At 63.6% G+C, this 16778-nt stretch carries 17 protein-coding genes; 12 read left to right on the top strand and 5 right to left on the bottom strand.

All coding sequences use genetic code 11. The features are described from left to right. Window positions 1-37 precede the first annotated feature (37 nt). The 11 genes from D3I60_RS04550 to D3I60_RS04500 all read left to right on the top strand — a co-directional run bounded on the left by D3I60_RS04550 (window position 38) and on the right by D3I60_RS04500 (window position 10655). Window positions 38-802, top strand: coding sequence for an NUDIX domain-containing protein (locus tag D3I60_RS04550; protein WP_262774945.1), 765 nt, complete (start codon window positions 38-40; stop codon window positions 800-802). A 6-nt stretch (window positions 803-808) separates the two neighbouring features. Further along, window positions 809-1759, top strand: a complete 951-nt coding sequence (xerD, locus tag D3I60_RS04545) for a site-specific tyrosine recombinase XerD (protein WP_262774944.1) — start codon at window positions 809-811, stop codon at window positions 1757-1759. Window positions 1760-1797: 38 nt separating this feature from the next. Beyond that, entirely contained in the window at window positions 1798-2664 is an 867-nt protein-coding gene (locus D3I60_RS04540) for a ParA family protein (protein ID WP_101546302.1), read from the top strand. A gap of 17 nt (window positions 2665-2681) precedes the next feature. Next, complete coding sequence (locus D3I60_RS04535) at window positions 2682-3650, top strand: segregation and condensation protein A (RefSeq protein ID WP_262774943.1); 969 nt, start codon at window positions 2682-2684, stop codon at window positions 3648-3650. Then, window positions 3640-4293, top strand: coding sequence for an SMC-Scp complex subunit ScpB (gene scpB / locus D3I60_RS04530; protein ID WP_262774942.1), 654 nt, complete (start codon window positions 3640-3642; stop codon window positions 4291-4293). The genes D3I60_RS04535 and scpB overlap by 11 nt, the downstream gene beginning before the upstream one ends. Window positions 4294-4310: 17 nt before the next feature. Continuing rightward, on the top strand, window positions 4311-5171 hold the full coding sequence (locus D3I60_RS04525; protein WP_139908276.1) for a pseudouridine synthase: 861 nt from the start codon (window positions 4311-4313) through the stop codon (window positions 5169-5171). Further along, on the top strand, window positions 5168-6346 hold the full coding sequence (locus tag D3I60_RS04520) for a prephenate dehydrogenase (protein ID WP_262774941.1): 1179 nt from the start codon (window positions 5168-5170) through the stop codon (window positions 6344-6346). The genes D3I60_RS04525 and D3I60_RS04520 overlap by 4 nt, the downstream gene beginning before the upstream one ends. Beyond that, window positions 6343-7002 (top strand): (d)CMP kinase, encoded by a 660-nt coding sequence (gene cmk / locus D3I60_RS04515; RefSeq protein WP_262774940.1) that lies wholly within the window; start codon window positions 6343-6345, stop codon window positions 7000-7002. Before D3I60_RS04520 ends, cmk begins: the two co-directional genes overlap by 4 nt. Continuing rightward, window positions 6999-8510, top strand: a complete 1512-nt coding sequence (der, locus tag D3I60_RS04510) for a ribosome biogenesis GTPase Der (RefSeq protein WP_262774939.1) — start codon at window positions 6999-7001, stop codon at window positions 8508-8510. The genes cmk and der overlap by 4 nt, the downstream gene beginning before the upstream one ends. Then, the gene (locus D3I60_RS04505) at window positions 8511-9881 is read left to right on the top strand and encodes an AI-2E family transporter (RefSeq protein WP_262774938.1); all 1371 of its coding nucleotides are present in this window, start codon (window positions 8511-8513) and stop codon (window positions 9879-9881) included. It begins immediately after the preceding gene. Window positions 9882-10028: 147 nt separating this feature from the next. Beyond that, the gene (locus tag D3I60_RS04500; RefSeq protein WP_101546252.1) at window positions 10029-10655 is read left to right on the top strand and encodes an L-threonylcarbamoyladenylate synthase; all 627 of its coding nucleotides are present in this window, start codon (window positions 10029-10031) and stop codon (window positions 10653-10655) included. 159 nt (window positions 10656-10814) lie between these two features. Here D3I60_RS04500 and D3I60_RS04495 read toward each other — a convergent pair whose 3' ends face one another. The 5 genes from D3I60_RS04495 to D3I60_RS04475 all read right to left on the bottom strand — a co-directional run bounded on the left by D3I60_RS04495 (window position 10815) and on the right by D3I60_RS04475 (window position 15566). Then, window positions 10815-11519 carry an ABC transporter ATP-binding protein gene (locus D3I60_RS04495; RefSeq protein WP_139908273.1) on the bottom strand — a complete coding sequence of 235 codons (705 nt, stop codon included), beginning with the start codon at window positions 11517-11519 and terminating at the stop codon, window positions 10815-10817. After that, window positions 11519-12292 carry an ABC transporter ATP-binding protein gene (locus tag D3I60_RS04490; RefSeq protein ID WP_262774937.1) on the bottom strand — a complete coding sequence of 258 codons (774 nt, stop codon included), beginning with the start codon at window positions 12290-12292 and terminating at the stop codon, window positions 11519-11521. The genes D3I60_RS04495 and D3I60_RS04490 overlap by 1 nt, the downstream gene beginning before the upstream one ends. Continuing rightward, window positions 12289-13395, bottom strand: a complete 1107-nt coding sequence (locus tag D3I60_RS04485; protein WP_262774936.1) for a branched-chain amino acid ABC transporter permease — start codon at window positions 13393-13395, stop codon at window positions 12289-12291. The genes D3I60_RS04490 and D3I60_RS04485 overlap by 4 nt, the downstream gene beginning before the upstream one ends. A 5-nt stretch (window positions 13396-13400) precedes the next feature. Next, window positions 13401-14267 (bottom strand): branched-chain amino acid ABC transporter permease, encoded by an 867-nt coding sequence (locus D3I60_RS04480; RefSeq protein WP_139469740.1) that lies wholly within the window; start codon window positions 14265-14267, stop codon window positions 13401-13403. 84 nt (window positions 14268-14351) lie between these two features. After that, window positions 14352-15566: an ABC transporter substrate-binding protein gene (locus D3I60_RS04475; RefSeq protein WP_262774935.1), complete on the bottom strand. Its 1215-nt coding sequence runs from the start codon at window positions 15564-15566 to the stop codon at window positions 14352-14354. A gap of 446 nt (window positions 15567-16012) precedes the next feature. Here D3I60_RS04475 and D3I60_RS04470 point away from each other — a divergent pair, with 446 nt between their 5' ends. After that, complete coding sequence (locus D3I60_RS04470) at window positions 16013-16756, top strand: SDR family oxidoreductase (RefSeq protein WP_262774934.1); 744 nt, start codon at window positions 16013-16015, stop codon at window positions 16754-16756. The last annotated feature ends 22 nt before the right edge of the window (window positions 16757-16778 follow it).

Genomic DNA, 16778 nt, shown 5'->3' with positions numbered 1-16778 from the left:
CGCCGTTCCACCACCGTCGAGTTTCGGGAGGCAGCCGATGAGCACTCAGCACGATGAGATCCTGCAGGACGATCCGGTGATCCCACCGATCACCAACTCCGAGGTCGTCTACGAAGGCGCAGTGTGGGATATCCGCAGGGAGACCTTCGACCTGCCCGAGGCGTCCGGGCTCGTTCGCGATCTCATGGCGCACACCGGTGCCGTCGGCGTGGCCGTCGTCGATGACGAGCAGCGGATCCTGCTGGCCCAGCAGTACCGGCATCCCGTCCGAGCCAGGCTGTGGGAGGTCCCGGCCGGTCTGCTCGACGTCCCCGGAGAGGACCCGCTCAATGCGGCGAAGAGGGAACTGGTCGAGGAAGCCGACCTCACGGCCGACCATTGGGACGTCCTCAGCGACTCCTGCCTGACACCGGGCGGCAGCTCCGAGACGATGCGTCTCTACCTGGCACGCGGGCTGTCCTCTGTTCCCGAAGCCGACCGTCACGAACGCGGCGAAGAAGAGGCAGGGTTCCGCTACGCTTGGGTCGGCATCGACGAAGCACTCGAAGCCGTGACCGATGGACGGATCACCAACGCGATCGCCCAGCTTGCGATCTTCCAGGTCGACCGGGTGCTGCGCGCCGAAGCGGCGGGGACGCCGGTGGAGTTCCGCCCCGTCGATGCGCCGAGGCGACTCGTCGACGGACGCCCCGAATTCGGCCGTGGTGCTCAGGTCGAGACGGCCGATTCGGAAACGGCGGAGACGACCGGCTCCGGTGGCGGGGACGCGCAGTCCACGCAGGTCGGCCCGGGCGAGGACTGAGACCCTGTGGCTCGGCACGGCGCCGAACTCCTGCCGGAGAACCTGCCCGGAGACCTGCGGCGCGCCTTCGAGTCCTATCTCGCTTCCCTGCGGTTCGAACGCGGACTGTCGATGAACTCCATCGATGCCTATGCTCGTGACCTCGCCCGGTACGGAACCTGGCTGACCGACGACGGGGTGAGCCGCCTCGGCGAGGTCGATCGACAGAAGGTGGAGAACTTTGCGCTCCACCTGCTCGATTCGGGACTGGCACCGCGGAGTCGGGCACGCGCACTCGTCGCGGTGCGGCGATTCCACACTTTCGCCCTGGGGGAGAACCTCGCGCCCACGGACCCGGCCTCCGAGGTCAGCCCACCGCAGGAAGGACTGCGGCTGCCCAAAGCCTTGGCACTCGACGAGATCGAAGCAATGATCGCGACCACCGACGGTGAGGAACCCGTGCAGATCCGGGCCGCGGCCCTGCTCGAACTCCTCTACGCCACGGGAGCGCGCATCTCCGAGGCCGTGGGTGTCGACCTCGACGATCTTGACCTCGACTCAGCGCTCGTCCGGCTCTACGGAAAGGGTGGGAAGGAGAGGATCGTGCCCTTCGGATCCCACGCCGCGCGCGCCCTGGGAGCGTGGGTGTCACGGGTGCGTCCGTCGATGGCGGCGAAGGCGAGATCCTCGGCCCCGGCCGGGGCACTGTTCCTCAACGCACGCGGAACCCGGCTCTCCCGGGTCTCGGCGTGGCAGATCGTCAAGGATGCCGGAGAGACGGCGAAGATCGACGCGGAGGTGTCTCCGCACACCTTCCGCCACTCGTTCGCCACGCATCTGCTCGAAGGCGGTGCGGACATCCGCGTCGTCCAAGAGCTGCTCGGCCATGCCTCGGTGACGACGACGCAGATCTATACGAAAGTCTCCGAGGAGACACTGCGGGAAGTGTACGCGACCTCGCACCCCCGGGCGCGGTAGGGTTGGACGTAGAGCAACGAAAGGTGGCCATCCGAGAGATGAATACGCAAGAGGCGTTGGAGATCCCCCAGCAGCGGACCGCAAACGAGCCCCAGGACTTCCCGGAGCCGGCACCCCTGGCTTCGCACGGACCCGCCCGCATCATCGCGATGGTCAACCAGAAGGGCGGGGTCGGCAAGACGACCTCGTCGATCAACCTCGGTGCAGCTCTGGCCGCCTACGGCCGCAAGATGCTGCTCGTCGACTTCGACCCGCAGGGCGCACTGTCCGTCGGCCTGGGTCTCAACCCCTATGAGCTCGACATCAGCATCTACAACCTGCTGATGAACCCGCGACTGGACCCGCACGAGGTCATCGTCGAAACGGAATTCGACAACATCGACATCCTGCCGGCCAATATCGACCTCTCCGCCGCCGAAGTCCAGCTCGTCGGCGAGGTCGCCCGCGAGCAGGTGCTCGCCCGTGCCCTGTCGAAAGTCGCCGACGAATACGATGTCATCCTCATCGACTGCCAGCCCTCGCTGGGACTGCTCACCGTCAATGCTCTGACCGCCGCCCATGGTGTCGTCATCCCGCTCGAGACCGAGTTCTTCGCCCTGCGCGGCGTCGCCCTGCTCGTCGAGACGATCGAGAAGGTCCAGGACCGACTCAACCCCTCACTCGAGGTCGATGGAATCCTCGCCACGATGTTCGACTCGCGGACCCTGCACTCGAAGGAAGTCATGTCGCGAGTCACCGAAGCCTTCGGCGACAAGGTCTTCGAGACCGTCATCAACCGCACCGTGAAGTTCCCCGACGCCTCCGTGGCCGCCGAACCGATCACGAGCTTCGCCCCGAAGCACGCCGGCTCCGAAGCCTACCGCCGACTCGCCCGGGAGCTCATCGCCCGCGGAGGCGCACCCTGAGCGACCCCGCAGCTGACGTGGAGGAAGCGGCGTCTGATCCGACCGAGGCCGCTTCCGGCGATGACACGGCCTCCGAGAATGATGCCGCACAGGGATTCCAGGTGCGCTTGGACAACTTCACCGGCCCCTTCGACCTGCTGCTCGGACTGATCTCGAAACGACGCCTCGACGTCACAGAGATCGCACTGGCCGAGGTGACCGATGAGTTCATCGCCTACACCACAGAACTGAAGGACCAGGCGAACCTCGCCGAGATCTCCCAGTTCCTCCTCGTCGCAGCGACCCTGCTCGACCTCAAGACCGCACGGCTGCTGCCGCACGAAGACGGTGAAGAGGTCCTCGACCTCGAACTGCTCGAAGCTCGCGATCTCCTCTTCGCCCGGCTGCTGCAGTACAAGGCGTACAAATCCGTATCCGGGTACCTGGCCGAAGCGATGGCCGCTGGCTCGATCCGGGCCCCACGCGATGTCGACCTCGAACCGGAGTTCCAGGACGTGCTGCCGCCGCTGGAGCTGAACATCGGTCCCGGTGAGCTCGCCGGGATCTTCGCCACCGTGCTCCAACGCGACCACACCCCGCCGAGCGTGGCCGTCGACCATATCCACCTGCCGCTCGTGAGCGTGTCCGAACAGCGCGGGCACATCCTGTCCCTGTTGCGCGCTGGAGACGTCGACTTCCAGGATCTGCTCGAAACAGCCGAGAACACCTTGGTCGTCGTGGCGAGGTTCCTCGCCCTGCTCGAACTGTTCAAGGTCGGTCTGTGCGACTTCGACCAGCCCGAACCTCTGGGACGGCTGCTCATCCACCGCACGGAGATGAACGAAGACGGAGTCGATCTGCGCACCGAAGGCGACTGGAGCGGAGACGAAGCCGCCGCAGATAGTGCGGGCGAAGACGAAGCGGGCGACGAAGACGCAGATGACTATGCAGGTGATGACGCAGGTCAGATCCACGACGACGATGGGGGAGCACAGAATGATCGATGACGAGATCCTCGCTGGTATCGAAGCCGTGCTCATGATCACCGATTCGGCCGTCACTGCCGAAGACCTCGCGGGCTCCCTCGGCCTCGACGAGGACACCGTCCTCGAAGCAATCCAGACGCTCAAGGCCGACTACGACGGAGACGAGCACCACCGGCAGCGCGGGTTCGAGATCCGCCATGTCGCCGGCGGCTTCCGCATCTTCTCCCGCGGCGACTACCACGACGTGGTCAAGGACTTCCTCACGGCTGGGCAGAGCGCGAAGCTCTCCCAAGCCGCGCTCGAGACTCTGGCAGTCATCGCCTACCGGCAGCCGATCTCCCGGCCTCGAATCGCAGCCATTCGCGGAGTCAGCGTCGACGGCGTCATCCGCACCCTGCTGCTGCGCGGACTCATCGTCGAAGCCGGCAAGGAGGCGTCCACCTCGGCGCTGCTCTACGCCACCACCCCGCAGTTCCTCGACACGATGGGCATGAACGCGATCGACGACCTGCCCGATATCGCCCCCTACCTGCCCGAAGACGCCGACGTCGCCGAACTCGGCTCGCAGGACACCGAGGTGCTCGCCGAGATCGACGGTGCCCTCGACGACGATCTCGACGATGACTCCGATTCGGGCGCCGAGATGTCACGAGTCGCTGATTGATTTGAGAGAATGGATGTATGAGTCCCTACCGTGATCACCGCGCCCCCGGCGGGCGCCAGAACCGACCCAGCCGAAAACAGCGCGCAGCGACGGCGAATCAGGCCTCCAACAAGGGTGGTTCGGGAGCCGGTCAGACATCAGACGCCCACGTCAGCGGGGGTGTGCGGCTGCAGAAGGTGCTCGCCGAGGCGGGTCTGGGATCACGCCGTGCCTGTGAGCAGCTCATCGCCGATGGCCGCGTCGAGGTCGACGGGTCCATCGTCACCGAACTCGGCACCCGGATCGACCCCGAAACACAGTCCGTGTACGTGGACACAGTGAGAATTTCGACACAGACCAAGAAGGTCTATCTCGTGCTCAACAAGCCCGCGGGAGTCGTGTCGACTATGAGCGACCCCGAGGGCCGTCCCTGCCTGGCTGACTACGTGCGGAACAACAACGAGCGCCTCTTCCACGTCGGCCGTCTCGACACGGAGACCGAGGGCATCATCCTGCTCACCAACGACGGGGAGCTGAGCAACCGCCTGGCCCACCCGCGCTACGAGATCCCGAAGACTTACCTCGCGAAGGTCAAGGGGCAGCTGGCGAAGGATGCCGGTGCCATTCTCAAGGCCGGAATCGACCTCGAAGACGGGTTCGTCAAGGTCGACGACTTCAAGCTCGTCGATTCGACCCCGGGCAAGTCCGTCGTCGAACTCACCCTCCATTCCGGCCGCAACCGCATCGTGCGCCGCCTCCTCGCCGAGATCGGCCACCCGGTGGAGCGCCTCGTTCGGCTGAAGTTCGGACCGATCGTCCTCGACGAGCAGAAGCAGGGCAAGATCCGCCCGTTGCGCTCCGATGAGGTCGGTGCACTGTTCGAGGCCGTCGGTCTGTGAGAGTCCACATCATCGGCACCGGCCTGCTCGGTGCCAGCCTGGGATTGGCGCTGAGCGCAAAGGGTCATCAGGTGACCCTCGAAGACACCTCACCGACCGCGCAGCAGCTCGCCGCGGATCTCGGCGCCGGTCAGGTCGTCAATCCGACCGAAGACCTCGCTGAGGTGGCCGATCCGACCGAAGACCTCGCCGAGGTGGCCGATCCGACCGTCGCCGCCGACGCGACATCGCCTGCCGCGCACCCGGACATCGTCGTCGTGGCCACCCCGCCCGACGTCGCCGCACGGGTCATCGCCTCGGCGCTCGAGGACTACCCGAACGCCACGGTCACCGACGTCGCCAGCGTGAAGACCCGCCTCCTCGAAGCGGTGCGCGAATTGGTCACGGAATCTCAGCTCGATCGCTATATCGGATGCCATCCGATGGCCGGACGCGAGAAGTCCGGGGCGATCGCCGCCCAGTCGGACCTGTTCACGGCCCGTCCCTGGGTGATCTGCTCGGATGAGGACACCCCGGCCGACCGCCTCGGCGAGGTCATCGCCATGGCCGAAGATACGGGTGCCTCGGTGCTCCACCTGGATCCGCGCATCCACGATGCCGCGGTCGCGAAGGTCTCGCATGTGCCGCAGATCGTGTCCTCCCTTGTCGCTTCTCAACTGCGGCATGCGCCCTTGGAGGAGATTTCGCTGGCCGGGCAGGGACTGCGCGATGTCACCCGCATCGCCGCTTCGGACCCGGGACTGTGGACGCAGATCCTGACCGGAAACGCCGAAGAGGTCCGCTCCGTGCTCATCGATCTGCGCACCGAGCTCGACGAGGTCATCGGCGCACTCGAACTCGGACCCGGGTCGACGGGACTGCTCGCCAAGGCGATCGCTCTCGGCAATGAGGGACACGACCGGATTCCCGGCAAGCACGGGCAGCCGCCGACCACCTATGCTGTTGTCACGATCCTCGTTCCGGATACGCCCGGAATGCTGGCCCGGCTGTTCAAGGACATCGGCGACCTCGGCGTCAATGTCGAGGACTTCCGGATGGATCACGCCTCCGGTCGGAAACTGGGCATGGTCGACGTGTCCGTGGTCCCGGCCATCCAGCAGGAGCTGGAGATCGGATTGCTGTCGAAGGGATGGCAGATCCCCGAATCCGCCATCGAGAAAGAAGGAACTGCATGAGCGTCGTAGCCATTGACGGACCGTCCGGAGTGGGCAAGTCGAGCACCGCCAAGGAGGTGGCGCGTCGGCTGGGCTACCAGTACCTGGACACCGGTGCGATGTACCGGGCGATGGCGTGGCTGTGCCTCAACCGCGGAGTCACCGACCCCGTCGACGTGCTCGAGCAGGTGCGCGGAGCGGATCTGGAGATCTCGCTCAGCCCCGACGAATTCTTCGTCTCCGTCGATGACATCGACGTCACCGAGGACATCCGCGGTGAGGACGTGTCGGCGAACGTGCAGACGGTCTCCGGTGTCATCGACGCCCGCGAGGAGCTCATCGAGATGCAGCGGGCCTATATCGCCGCCGCACCCGAGGGCATCGTCGTCGAGGGCCGGGACATCACCACTGTGGTGGCCCCCGATGCCGATGTGCGCATCCTCATGACCGCCCGCGATGAGGTCCGCGTGGCCCGCCGGGCCAAGGAAGTGCACGGCAATGCCGACGCCGAGGCGGTCGCCGCCACCCAAGACCTCGTCACGGGCCGTGACGCCAAGGACTCCGCCACGACGAGCTTCTTAGAGGCCGCCGACGGAGTGTTCACACTCGATACCAGCGACATCGACTTCGACCAGGTGGTCGAGACGGTGCTGCAGCTGGTGAAGGACTCACAATGAGCGAATCCGAATTCCACGAGACACCCGACGAAGACCTCGTCGACCGTGTCGAGAGCATCAGCGACGAGGAGGCCGAGCAGCGGGCGACCGCGCTCGAGGCCGGACTCGAAAGCTATGAGCTCGAAGACGAAGACCGTGCGCTGCTGCGCGCCTACGGCTTCGACGAGGACGAAGACGAAGAGCTCGGTGCCGCACCGGTGCTGGCCGTCGTCGGTCGGCCCAACGTCGGCAAGTCGACGCTGGTCAACCGCATCCTCGGCCGCCGCGAAGCCGTCGTCGAGGACGTTCCGGGCGTCACCCGTGACCGCGTGAGCTACCGGGCGGAATGGAACACGAAGGAATTCACCCTCGTCGACACCGGCGGTTGGGACCAGGACTCGAAGGGCATGGCCTCGCGCATTGCGATCCAGTCCGAGGTCGCCGTGGACATGGCCGATGCCGTGCTCCTCGTCGTCGATGCCACGACCGGCCCGACCTCGACCGATGAGATGGTCGTGAAGATGCTGCGCCGGAAGAAGAAGCCGGTCCTCCTCGCCGCGAACAAGGTCGACGACGAGCGCGGCGAGCTCATGGCCGCCGAACTCTGGGGCCTGGGCCTCGGCCAGCCGTGGACTGTCTCGGCTCTGCACGGCCGGGGAGTCGCCGACCTGCTCGACGAAGTGCTCACGATCCTGCCTGAGGTCTCGGCCGTCGACACTCGCGTCGAAGAAGGCGGACCGCGTCGAGTGGCCCTCGTCGGTCGCCCGAACGTCGGCAAGTCGTCCCTGCTCAACCAGCTCATCGGTTCCGACCGCGTACTCGTGGACAATGTCGCAGGCACCACTCGTGACCCGGTTGACGAGCTCATCGAACTCGGCGGGAAGCAGTGGCGCTTCGTCGATACTGCCGGTATTCGCCGTCGCGCCCATCAGGCCAGCGGCGCCGATTTCTATGCAGCGCTGCGCACGCAGACCGCGCTCGAACGCGCCGAGGTGGCTCTCGTCCTCATGGAGGTCCAGGATCCCCTGAGCGAGCAGGACGTCCGCATCGTCACGACCGCCGTCGAGGCGGGACGTGCCGTGGTGCTGGCGTTCAACAAGTGGGATCTGCTCGATGACGAACGTCGCTTCTATCTGGAGCGGGAGATCGAACGGGATCTCGGCCATGTGGCATGGGCACCGCGCGTGAACATCTCGGCGAAGACCGGCCGTCATGCGGAGAAGCTCGTGCCGGCGATGGAGACCGCTCTCGAAGGTTGGGACACCCGTATTCCGACGGGACGACTCAATGCGTTCCTCGGTGAGCTGGTCGCGGCCAACCCGCACCCGGTGCGCGGCGGTAAGCAGCCGCGCATCCTCTTCGGCACTCAGGCGCAGTCGCGTCCGCCGAAGTTCGTGCTCTTCACCACCGGCTTCCTCGATCCCGGTTACCGCCGGTTCATCGTCCGTCGCCTGCGCGAGACCTTCGGCTTCAAAGGCACCCCCATCGAGGTGTCGATGCGCATCCGTGAGAAGCGTCGGGGACGCTGAATGAACGAGGACGAGCAGGCGAAGGCGTCGGGCGCCGCTGACGGTGCGGCCGGATCAGCCGGCGATGCCGCGCGCCCGGCCGAGCCTGCGCCGTCCTCACAAACGGCGGGGGAGACTTCCGGGAGTTCCGCCTCAGCGGGGGACCGGACCGGTTCGGCCGCCTCGGTGACGGTGGGATCCACTACTTCAGATACAACGGCGGGCACGGCTTCTGGAACTGTGGCGGGCGCGGCGGCCGATGAAGCAACCGATGCCGACTCCGACGCAGCGGGCGAGGCACGGCCCTGGCACGCGCGGCCACCGGCGCGAGCGCTGATGATCGCGGTGACGCTGGCAGGGCTGGCGTACGCGCTGATGTTCTTCCGCGGACTCCAGGACATCGTGGCTCCGGTGTTCCTCGCGCTCAACTTCTACATCGTCGTCTACCCGGTGCAGCGACTGCTCACCAGGATCAAGGTGCCGCGGGCGATCGGGGCGTGCATCTCGGTCGTACTCGTGCTGTGCATGATCTTCGCGTTCTTCGGCCTCACGGCATGGTCTGTCGCCGAGCTCGTCATCCTCATCCCCAGCTACAGCAACGAACTCGTGGCCACCTACCAGAGCACTCTGGCGCTGCTGTCGGACATCGGGGTGACCTCCTCGGTGATCCAGCAGCAGCTCTCGGCTTTCGACGTCCGCTCCGTCCTCGACGCCGTCTATCCGCTGCTGACAAATCTGTCGTCGGTTGCGGGCCTCCTGACCACGGTGATCATGGCGGTGTTCTTCGTGGCGATGGACTCGATGGGCATCGACAAGCGGATGGCGATGCTGCTCGATGTGAAGCCCTCGCTGTCGGCGTCGATCGGCGACTTCGCCAGCGGTGTCCGCCGCTACTGGGTGGTGGCCACGGTGTTCGGCCTCATCGTCGCATTCCTCGATGTCATCGCCTTGGCGATCATCGACGTCCCGCTCATCTGGGTGTGGGGAGTGCTCGCATTCCTGACGAACTACATCCCGAATATCGGCTTCGTCATCGGTCTCGTCCCACCAGCCGTGCTGGCGCTGGTCGACAGCGGCTGGCAGTCGGCCCTGTGGGTGGTCATCGCCTACAGCGTGCTCAACTTCGTCATCCAGGCGATCATCCAGCCGAAGTTCACAGGTGAGTCGGTGGGCGTGACCCCGCTGATCTCCTTCCTGTCACTGCTGTTCTGGGTGTGGATCCTCGGTTGGCTCGGCGCGCTGCTCGCACTGCCGGCGACACTGCTCATCAAGGCTCTGCTGGTTGACGCGGATCCGCGGGCCAGGTGGGTGAATATCCTTCTCGCCTCCGATCCGCGCACCGGCCGAGCCGAACTTGTCAAAGGGCTGAAGAAGCCAGTGACGGCGGACTGATCAATATCTCTTGCTCGGTCTGGGAGGCTGACGGACTGTCCCGACGCCGCCAAAAGGTTTCGGCTCGAAGAGCCCACCGTTTTCGCATTGCCGGGCACTTGTCCGTCAACCCCTCGCACTGTGACGGCAGAGTGGTTAGCATGAAGTATGGCGACACTACTGAATATCCATCCGGAGAACCCGCAGGACCGACTGATCGAGAAGGCCGCTGAGTCACTCAGGAACGGTGGCTTGATCGCCTATCCGACGGATTCCTGTTATGCGCTCGGCTGCGCCTTGGACAACAAGGAAGGCATCGAGCGGATCACCCGCATCCGGCATCTCGGCTCGAAGCACCATTTCACGCTGATGTGCCATGACTTCGCTCAGCTGGGTCAGTTCGTCATCGTCGACAATTCCGATTTCCGAGCCATCAAATCGATGACGCCGGGGCCGTACACGTTCATCATGAAGGCGACGAAGGAAGTTCCGCGCCGGATGATGCACCCGAAGAAGCATTCGGTCGGCGCTCGGATTCCGCAGAACGTCACGGCACTCGCCCTCGTCGAGGCGATGGGGGAGCCGATCCTGTCCTCGACGCTGCTGCTGCCCGGCGATGAGGATCCGCTGACTCACGCCGAGGATGTCATGGACCAGCTCGGCAACGATCTCGACATCGTCATCGAGTCCGGTGTCCCCGGAGTTGTGCCGACCTCGGTCATCGACTTCACCGGGCGATACCCCGAGGTGGCTCGCGTCGGAGCTGGGGACGTCTCCCGGTTCCAGGATGAGTGAGACGGCCGGGCACGCCCAACCGAATTGAATGAGTGTGACTGACCGTTCTCAACGTTCGGAACGATCAACTCAGCGAAATCTCGCCGAGGTGGCCGAGCCGCCCCGGCGAGATGTTTGTTCCGAACTGTCGCCCTCTTGAACAGCTGAATCTCTTATTCGTCAGAGGCCGAGGTAGGCCGCCTGAACCTCGGGGTTGTCGAGCAGCCGGGAGGCATCGTCAGCGAGGACGATCCGCCCCTCAGCAAGGACGTATCCTCTGTGGGCGATCGCCAGTGATGCCTTCGCATTCTGCTCACTGAGCAGGACGCCGATGCCGTTTCGATTGATCTGGGCGACTGACTCGAGCACCTGCTCGACGACGATGGGAGCCAGGCCCATCGACGGCTCATCCAGGATCAGCAGGCTCGGGTCGGACATCAATGCTCGTCCGATTGCGACCATCTGCTGCTGTCCGCCGGACAGGGATCCTGCCGGTTGCTTCGCCTTCTCTTTGAGGATCGGAAACATATCGAGTACCTCAGCGTAGACCTCTTCTGTTCGCGATCTGTTCCGGTGAGGATAGGACCCCAGACGCAGGTTCTTCTCCACCGACATCTTGCCGAACAGATGGCGACCCTCCGGGCAGTGCGCGATACCGGCTTTGACGATGGCATTCGGGCGAGCTCGTTGCAGCTGACGACCCTCATAGGTGATCGACCCGGCACGAACACGCATCAGTCCGCTGATGGTTCTGAAGAGTGTCGTCTTGCCTGACCCGTTCGCTCCGAGGACCACGGTGAGCTCTCCTGGATTCGCCGTGATGCTCACCCCGTGGAGAACGTTCGTGGCATCGTACCCGGTGCTGACATTGTCGAGCGTGAGCATCAGTTCTCCTCCTGTGCTGTCGAACCGAGATAGGCACGGATGACGTCCGGATTCGTTTGGATCTCCGCCGGTGCGCCGAGCGCAAGCTTCTGCCCATGGTCGAGGACGAGGATCGTGTCCGCGAGGTCCATGATCATCGTCATCTTGTGTTCGACGAGGAGGACGGAAACGCCTCGCTGTGGCAACGACCGAATGAGGTTGCCGAAATCGACGGTCTCCTCTTCGGGGATGCCGCCGGCGGGTTCGTCGAGCAGCAGCAGCTCGGGCTCAGTGGCCAGGGCCATGGCGACTGCGGTGCGCTTCTGCACCTCCTGCGGAACATTGGACGCGAGATCGTGCCGATGTTCCGCGACCCCGCAGAACTCAAGAGCTTCCATCGCCTTGTCTTCGTTGATGCGTGATTCACGACGATGGCGAGGCGTGTGGAAGACCGCGTCGAAGACGTTGGACTTCGAACGGACGATTCGACCGGCCAAAACGTTTTCCAACAGAGTGCTGTCATCGAACAGGTTCGTTGTCTGGAATGTGCGGGCAATGCCGCCGGCCACAGTCCGGTGTGGGGACGAATGTGTGATGTCCTCACCCTTGAAGCTGATGGTCCCGGCAGTGGGCCGATAGAAGCCATGGACAAGGTTGAACAGCGTGGACTTGCCTGCTCCATTGGGACCGATGACTGCGGTGATCTGACCTTCCTCGACGTCCAGACTGACGTCCTTGACCGCATCGAGCCCGCCGAAGCGCTTACCGAGGTCTCGTATTTCAAGCATTGTCATTTCGTCTCCTCGGAAGAGGGCGTGCCTCCGGTCCGGCCGGCACCCGATTCGATCCCGTCCGCGAGGTTGCGTGCGCGGTGGTCGCCTGCTCCGCCGGAGGTCGAAGCACCTGTCGAATCGAGATCGTCGTCGGCACCACGGGCTGCCTCCGCCCTGCGCCGTCGACTGCGTTTGTCGACGAATCCGCCGAGGTATCCGACGATTCCCCGCGGCGCGAAGATCACGAGGGCGACGATGATGGGACCCAGCACGATGAATCGATAGGCCTGGAAGTCCTGGAAGAGTTCGAACAGGAATGTCACGATCATGCTTCCGAGCAGAGGACCCGCGACAGTGCCCATGCCTCCGACGAGAATGAACATGAGGAATTCGAAGGTCTTGTCGATCGATGCCGCATCGGGTCCGATGAAACCGACCACTGTTGCGTAGAGGCCGCCGCCGACTCCGCCGAAGACAGCCGACGCGGCGAACGCGAGCTGTTTGCTGAAGCCGACGCGCACTCCGATCGCATCCGCCAGATCTTCGCTCGTCCTGATGGTCAGCAGTGTGCGGCCTACGCTCGAACGCCGAATCGCATAGGTCGTATAGACACAGATGAGAAGGATTGCGAATACCAGGTAGAACATCGCGACCGGAGATTCGAAGTCGACGAGCCCTCCGCCTTCGGGGAATTTCACATTGTTGACCCCGGAATGGGCATGGGTGACGGGCTCCCAGCGGCTGATGACGAGGAAGATGATGAAGCCGATAGCCATGGTGAAGATGGCGAAGTACTCATCCTTGGTCCGCAGGGCAATCAGCCCGCAGAGGTAGCCGATCACCGCAGTCCCGATCACGGACACGACGAACGCTGCCCAGAAGCTCCAGTCGTAGTCGGTGGTGAGCAGCCCGACCCCATAGGCGCCGATTCCGAAGAACCCGCCTTGAGCCAGGTTCAGCTGTCCCGTGAAACCGAGGATGATGTTGAGGCCGTAGACAGCGATCGCAGCACACATGCCCACGGTGATCACTCGCATCGCGTAGTTCTCCTGCGCAAATGCCAGAGGCGTCAGGCCGAGCAGGAGGATGACGGCGGTGGTGCCGATGATTCGAGGATTCTTCATTGCGTTCATCGCTGCACCGCCTTCGTGAACAGTCCGTTCGGCTTGATGGCCAGCACAGCGACGAGAACGATGAATGCCACGGCTTCTCCGACAGCTGAGGAGATGTAGGTCGCCGTCATCGTCTCGGCGATAGCGAGTGCGAAACCGCCGACGATGGCGCCCGGAAGCGACCCCAGACCACCGAGGATGATAATTGCGAATACCTTGAGGTTGAGCGCGTCGCCCATCGTCGGGGACAGGAGGTTGATCGGTGCGACGAGGCCCGCCGCGATGGTGGCCAGGAGGGCGGACAGCCCCAGTGTCAGCATCGAAACCATCGACGGGTTGATGCCGACCAGCGATGCACCGACGCGATCCTGTTCGATCGCTTCGATCGTCTGGCCATGGATGGACCGCTTGATGAACAGCGCCAACAGCGCCAAGACGATCACAGCGGTGACGATGATGACGATTCGCTGCGCAGAGATCTCGGCGCCGAGAATGCGGAGTTCGCCGGTGATCGGTGTGTCCATGCGGCGGAAGTCAGCGCCCCAGATCGCTTGAGCCAGTGCTTGGAAGAAGAACATCGCACCGACGGCCGCGATCATGTGATGAGTATGCGGGGAGTTGCGCAAGGGGTGGAAGACGAGGCGCTCGAGACCGACTCCGACAATGAAGAGCATGATCGCAGCGATGCCGATTGCGGCGATATAGGGAACGCCGACGGTTGTCAGGAAGAAGTAGGTGATGTAGGCACCGAGCATGTACAGCGCACCGTGAGCCAGGTTGGGAATGCGCAGCACTCCGAACACCAATGTCAGCCCGATCGCAGCGAGACAGTAGACACCGCCCAGTGCAAGGCCATTGAAGAGTTGCTGGATGAAGAGGGTCATGATTTTCGGGTCCTCTGCAGGCATGAGAGCGGCCCGGTGAGGCGCACCGATGCGCCTCACCTTCAGAACGGCCGCTGACGGAGACTACTTTTCGTCGGATACCTGTTCGATCGGCACCTTGGTGTATTTGCCGTCCTCATTGAGGAAGGTTGCTTCCAGGTTGGGATTGAGGAGGTGGCCCTGTTCTGTGATCTCGTCGGGGAAGCCATTGACCTTGTATTTGTCATCGACGTCGGGCAGTGCCTCACTGATGGCTTCGCGAATCTTCTCGGGGTCGTCGGTTGTCCCGGCGGCCTCCATCGCCTTCGCGATGATCGCAATTCCCTGGTAGTTCAGCGCCGTTTCACTGGTCGGGACCTTCTTCTCTCCGGCCTTCTCAGCAAATTTCTTCAGGAAGTCCTCCGTACCGGGATCCTCATATTCGGAGACCGGCAGGACGCCGACCGAATTCTTGAGATTGTCGAGCTTCGTCACCGTGGCCATTTCGTCCAGTTTCGCCTGGTCCATGACGAGGAAGCTGCCCTTGAAACCCTGCTTTCGAGCTTCTTCCATGATCAGCGCTGTCGGTTGGGACGGTCCGCCGACGAAGATGGCGTCGGGCTTCTCTGACAGGGCTTTCGAGACGGGGCCCGCGAAGTCGGACACGGTGGCGTAGTCGACGCTGTTGTCACCGCCGATCTTCCCGCCGGCTTCGCTCCACGCATCCTTGATCGATTTGGTCCACTGCTGTCCGTACTCACTCTGAGTTCCGAGCAGGGCGAGTTTCTTGCCTCCGTGCTCCATGGCAGTTTCGGAGAATTCCTCGGCATAGGACTCGAAGTTCGGAGGAATCATCATCGTCAGAGGGTTGTCGGCCTGCACGATTGCCGGGTCGGAGGTGTAGGCGGAGACGAGGAAGTTCGACCTGCCGCTGTTGATCTGCTGAATCGCCTTGATCGCCCCGGCGTTCGGGGAGACGACTACCGGGGCCTTGTCCTGATCGGCCAGTCGTTGAGCATTGCTTGCGGCGGTGGAGGGTGCGTATTTGTCGTCGAGGGACTTCAGCTCGAGTGTCACGGGATTGCCGTCGACCTCTACGCCGTCTGCATTGAGGTCGTCGATGGCCATTTCGAGACCGATCTTCACGTTCTCGCCGTATGCGGCGCCACCTCCGCTGAGCGGTCCGGTGTAGCCGATGACGACCGTGTCGCCCTCACCCGAGCCACCACCGCCTCCGCAGGCTGTGGCAGTCAACGCGATTGCTCCCAAAACTGCGGCTGCCGAGAGTCTGCGGCGGCGACTTCGCGAGACAGAGTTCATCTTTTCTCCTTTGAAAAGCTCCTGGAGCGGGCTCGCTCCACACGGTGTCCGAGACGTCGTCAATGACAGTTCTCAGAGTCGTCGTCAATCCGTAATGGACTTCGACTGATGTGAACAATTCCAAATCACCCTGGTGAAGTCAATGGTTTTGCGTTAGATTTTTGAACGTTCGTTAATCTGCCGGGCGAGCCGGGCAGGGAGAACAAAAGGCGAGGTCGGGGTGCTTGCGAGCCGAGCTTCGCAGAACGGCGTCGAGATTTTGAAGCGCTGGATCCGGCTATATGTCTGAAAGGTGAGCAAACAATCGTTCAGTGACGGAATTGGTCTACAGTGGCCTTAGCTGCATGGGAGAGCTGTGTCACATCGGTTCCGGTGCAGACGCGAACCGCAGTCAAACACTCGGTTCCTCACGGCAATGAAGCAACATCATCTTTAGGAGCTTGTTCATGACTCGTACAGCAATCGTCACCGGTGGAGGCCGCGGCATCGGAGCCGCCATCGCCAAGCGACTCGGAGCCGACGGACTCAAGGTCGCCGTTCTTGATATGGGCCCCACCGATGAGACCGTTGCCGCCATCAAGGAAGCCGGCGGCGAAGCGCTCGGCCTCGAAGCCGATGTCTCTGACGAAGACTCGGTCAACGCCGCGGTCAAGCAGGTCGCAGAGACCCTCGGCGCGCCGACCGTTCTGGTCAACAACGCAGGGATCCTGCGTGACAACCTCCTATTCAAGATGACTCACGAGGAGTTCAACAAGGTCCTCTCCGTCCACCTCGGGGGAGCGTTCCTCATGGCTCGGGCCGTGCAGTCCTACATGGTCGAAGAGAAGTTCGGTCGCATCATCTCGATGTCCTCCACCTCGGCTCAGGGCAACCGCGGACAGACGAACTACTCCGCTGCCAAGGCCGGTATCCAGGGAATCACGAAGACCTGGGCGATCGAGCTCGGCAAGTTCGGCATCACCGCCAATGCCATCGCTCCCGGCTTCATCGAAACCGATATGACCAAGGCCACCGCCGAGCGCGTAGGCATGGGCTTCGAGGAGTTCGTCGAAGCCTCCGTCCAGCAGATTCCCGTGGCGCGATCGGGCAAGCCCGAGGACATCGCCCACACCGCGTCGTTCCTCGCCTCCGAGGGCGCCGGATTCGTCTCCGGTCAGGTCATCTACGTCGCCGGCGGTCCGAAGGACTGATCGCCACCGTCCTCACGACGAG

Origin of the sequence: Brevibacterium permense (genome assembly GCF_025506275.1) — a bacterium.
Lineage (GTDB): Bacteria > Actinomycetota > Actinomycetes > Actinomycetales > Brevibacteriaceae > Brevibacterium > Brevibacterium permense_A.
This window is presented reverse-complemented; position numbering and strand designations above follow the sequence as displayed.

Bases quoted from the DNA above. Each gene is read 5' to 3' on its own strand.
- D3I60_RS04550 (WP_262774945.1), top strand. From the start codon at position 38: ATGAGCACTCAGCACGATGAGATCCTGCAGGACGATCCGGTGATCCCA.
- D3I60_RS04540 (WP_101546302.1), top strand. From the start codon at position 1,798: ATGAATACGCAAGAGGCGTTGGAGATCCCCCAGCAGCGGACCGCAAAC.
- scpB (WP_262774942.1), top strand. From the start codon at position 3,640: ATGATCGATGACGAGATCCTCGCTGGTATCGAAGCCGTGCTCATGATC.
- D3I60_RS04525 (WP_139908276.1), top strand. From the start codon at position 4,311: ATGAGTCCCTACCGTGATCACCGCGCCCCCGGCGGGCGCCAGAACCGA.
- cmk (WP_262774940.1), top strand. From the start codon at position 6,343: ATGAGCGTCGTAGCCATTGACGGACCGTCCGGAGTGGGCAAGTCGAGC.
- der (WP_262774939.1), top strand. From the start codon at position 6,999: ATGAGCGAATCCGAATTCCACGAGACACCCGACGAAGACCTCGTCGAC.
- D3I60_RS04505 (WP_262774938.1), top strand. From the start codon at position 8,511: ATGAACGAGGACGAGCAGGCGAAGGCGTCGGGCGCCGCTGACGGTGCG.
- D3I60_RS04500 (WP_101546252.1), top strand. From the start codon at position 10,029: ATGGCGACACTACTGAATATCCATCCGGAGAACCCGCAGGACCGACTG.
- D3I60_RS04495 (WP_139908273.1), bottom strand. From the start codon at position 11,519: ATGCTCACGCTCGACAATGTCAGCACCGGGTACGATGCCACGAACGTT.
- D3I60_RS04490 (WP_262774937.1), bottom strand. From the start codon at position 12,292: ATGACAATGCTTGAAATACGAGACCTCGGTAAGCGCTTCGGCGGGCTC.
- D3I60_RS04485 (WP_262774936.1), bottom strand. From the start codon at position 13,395: ATGAAGAATCCTCGAATCATCGGCACCACCGCCGTCATCCTCCTGCTC.
- D3I60_RS04480 (WP_139469740.1), bottom strand. From the start codon at position 14,267: ATGACCCTCTTCATCCAGCAACTCTTCAATGGCCTTGCACTGGGCGGT.
- D3I60_RS04475 (WP_262774935.1), bottom strand. From the start codon at position 15,566: ATGAACTCTGTCTCGCGAAGTCGCCGCCGCAGACTCTCGGCAGCCGCA.
- D3I60_RS04470 (WP_262774934.1), top strand. From the start codon at position 16,013: ATGACTCGTACAGCAATCGTCACCGGTGGAGGCCGCGGCATCGGAGCC.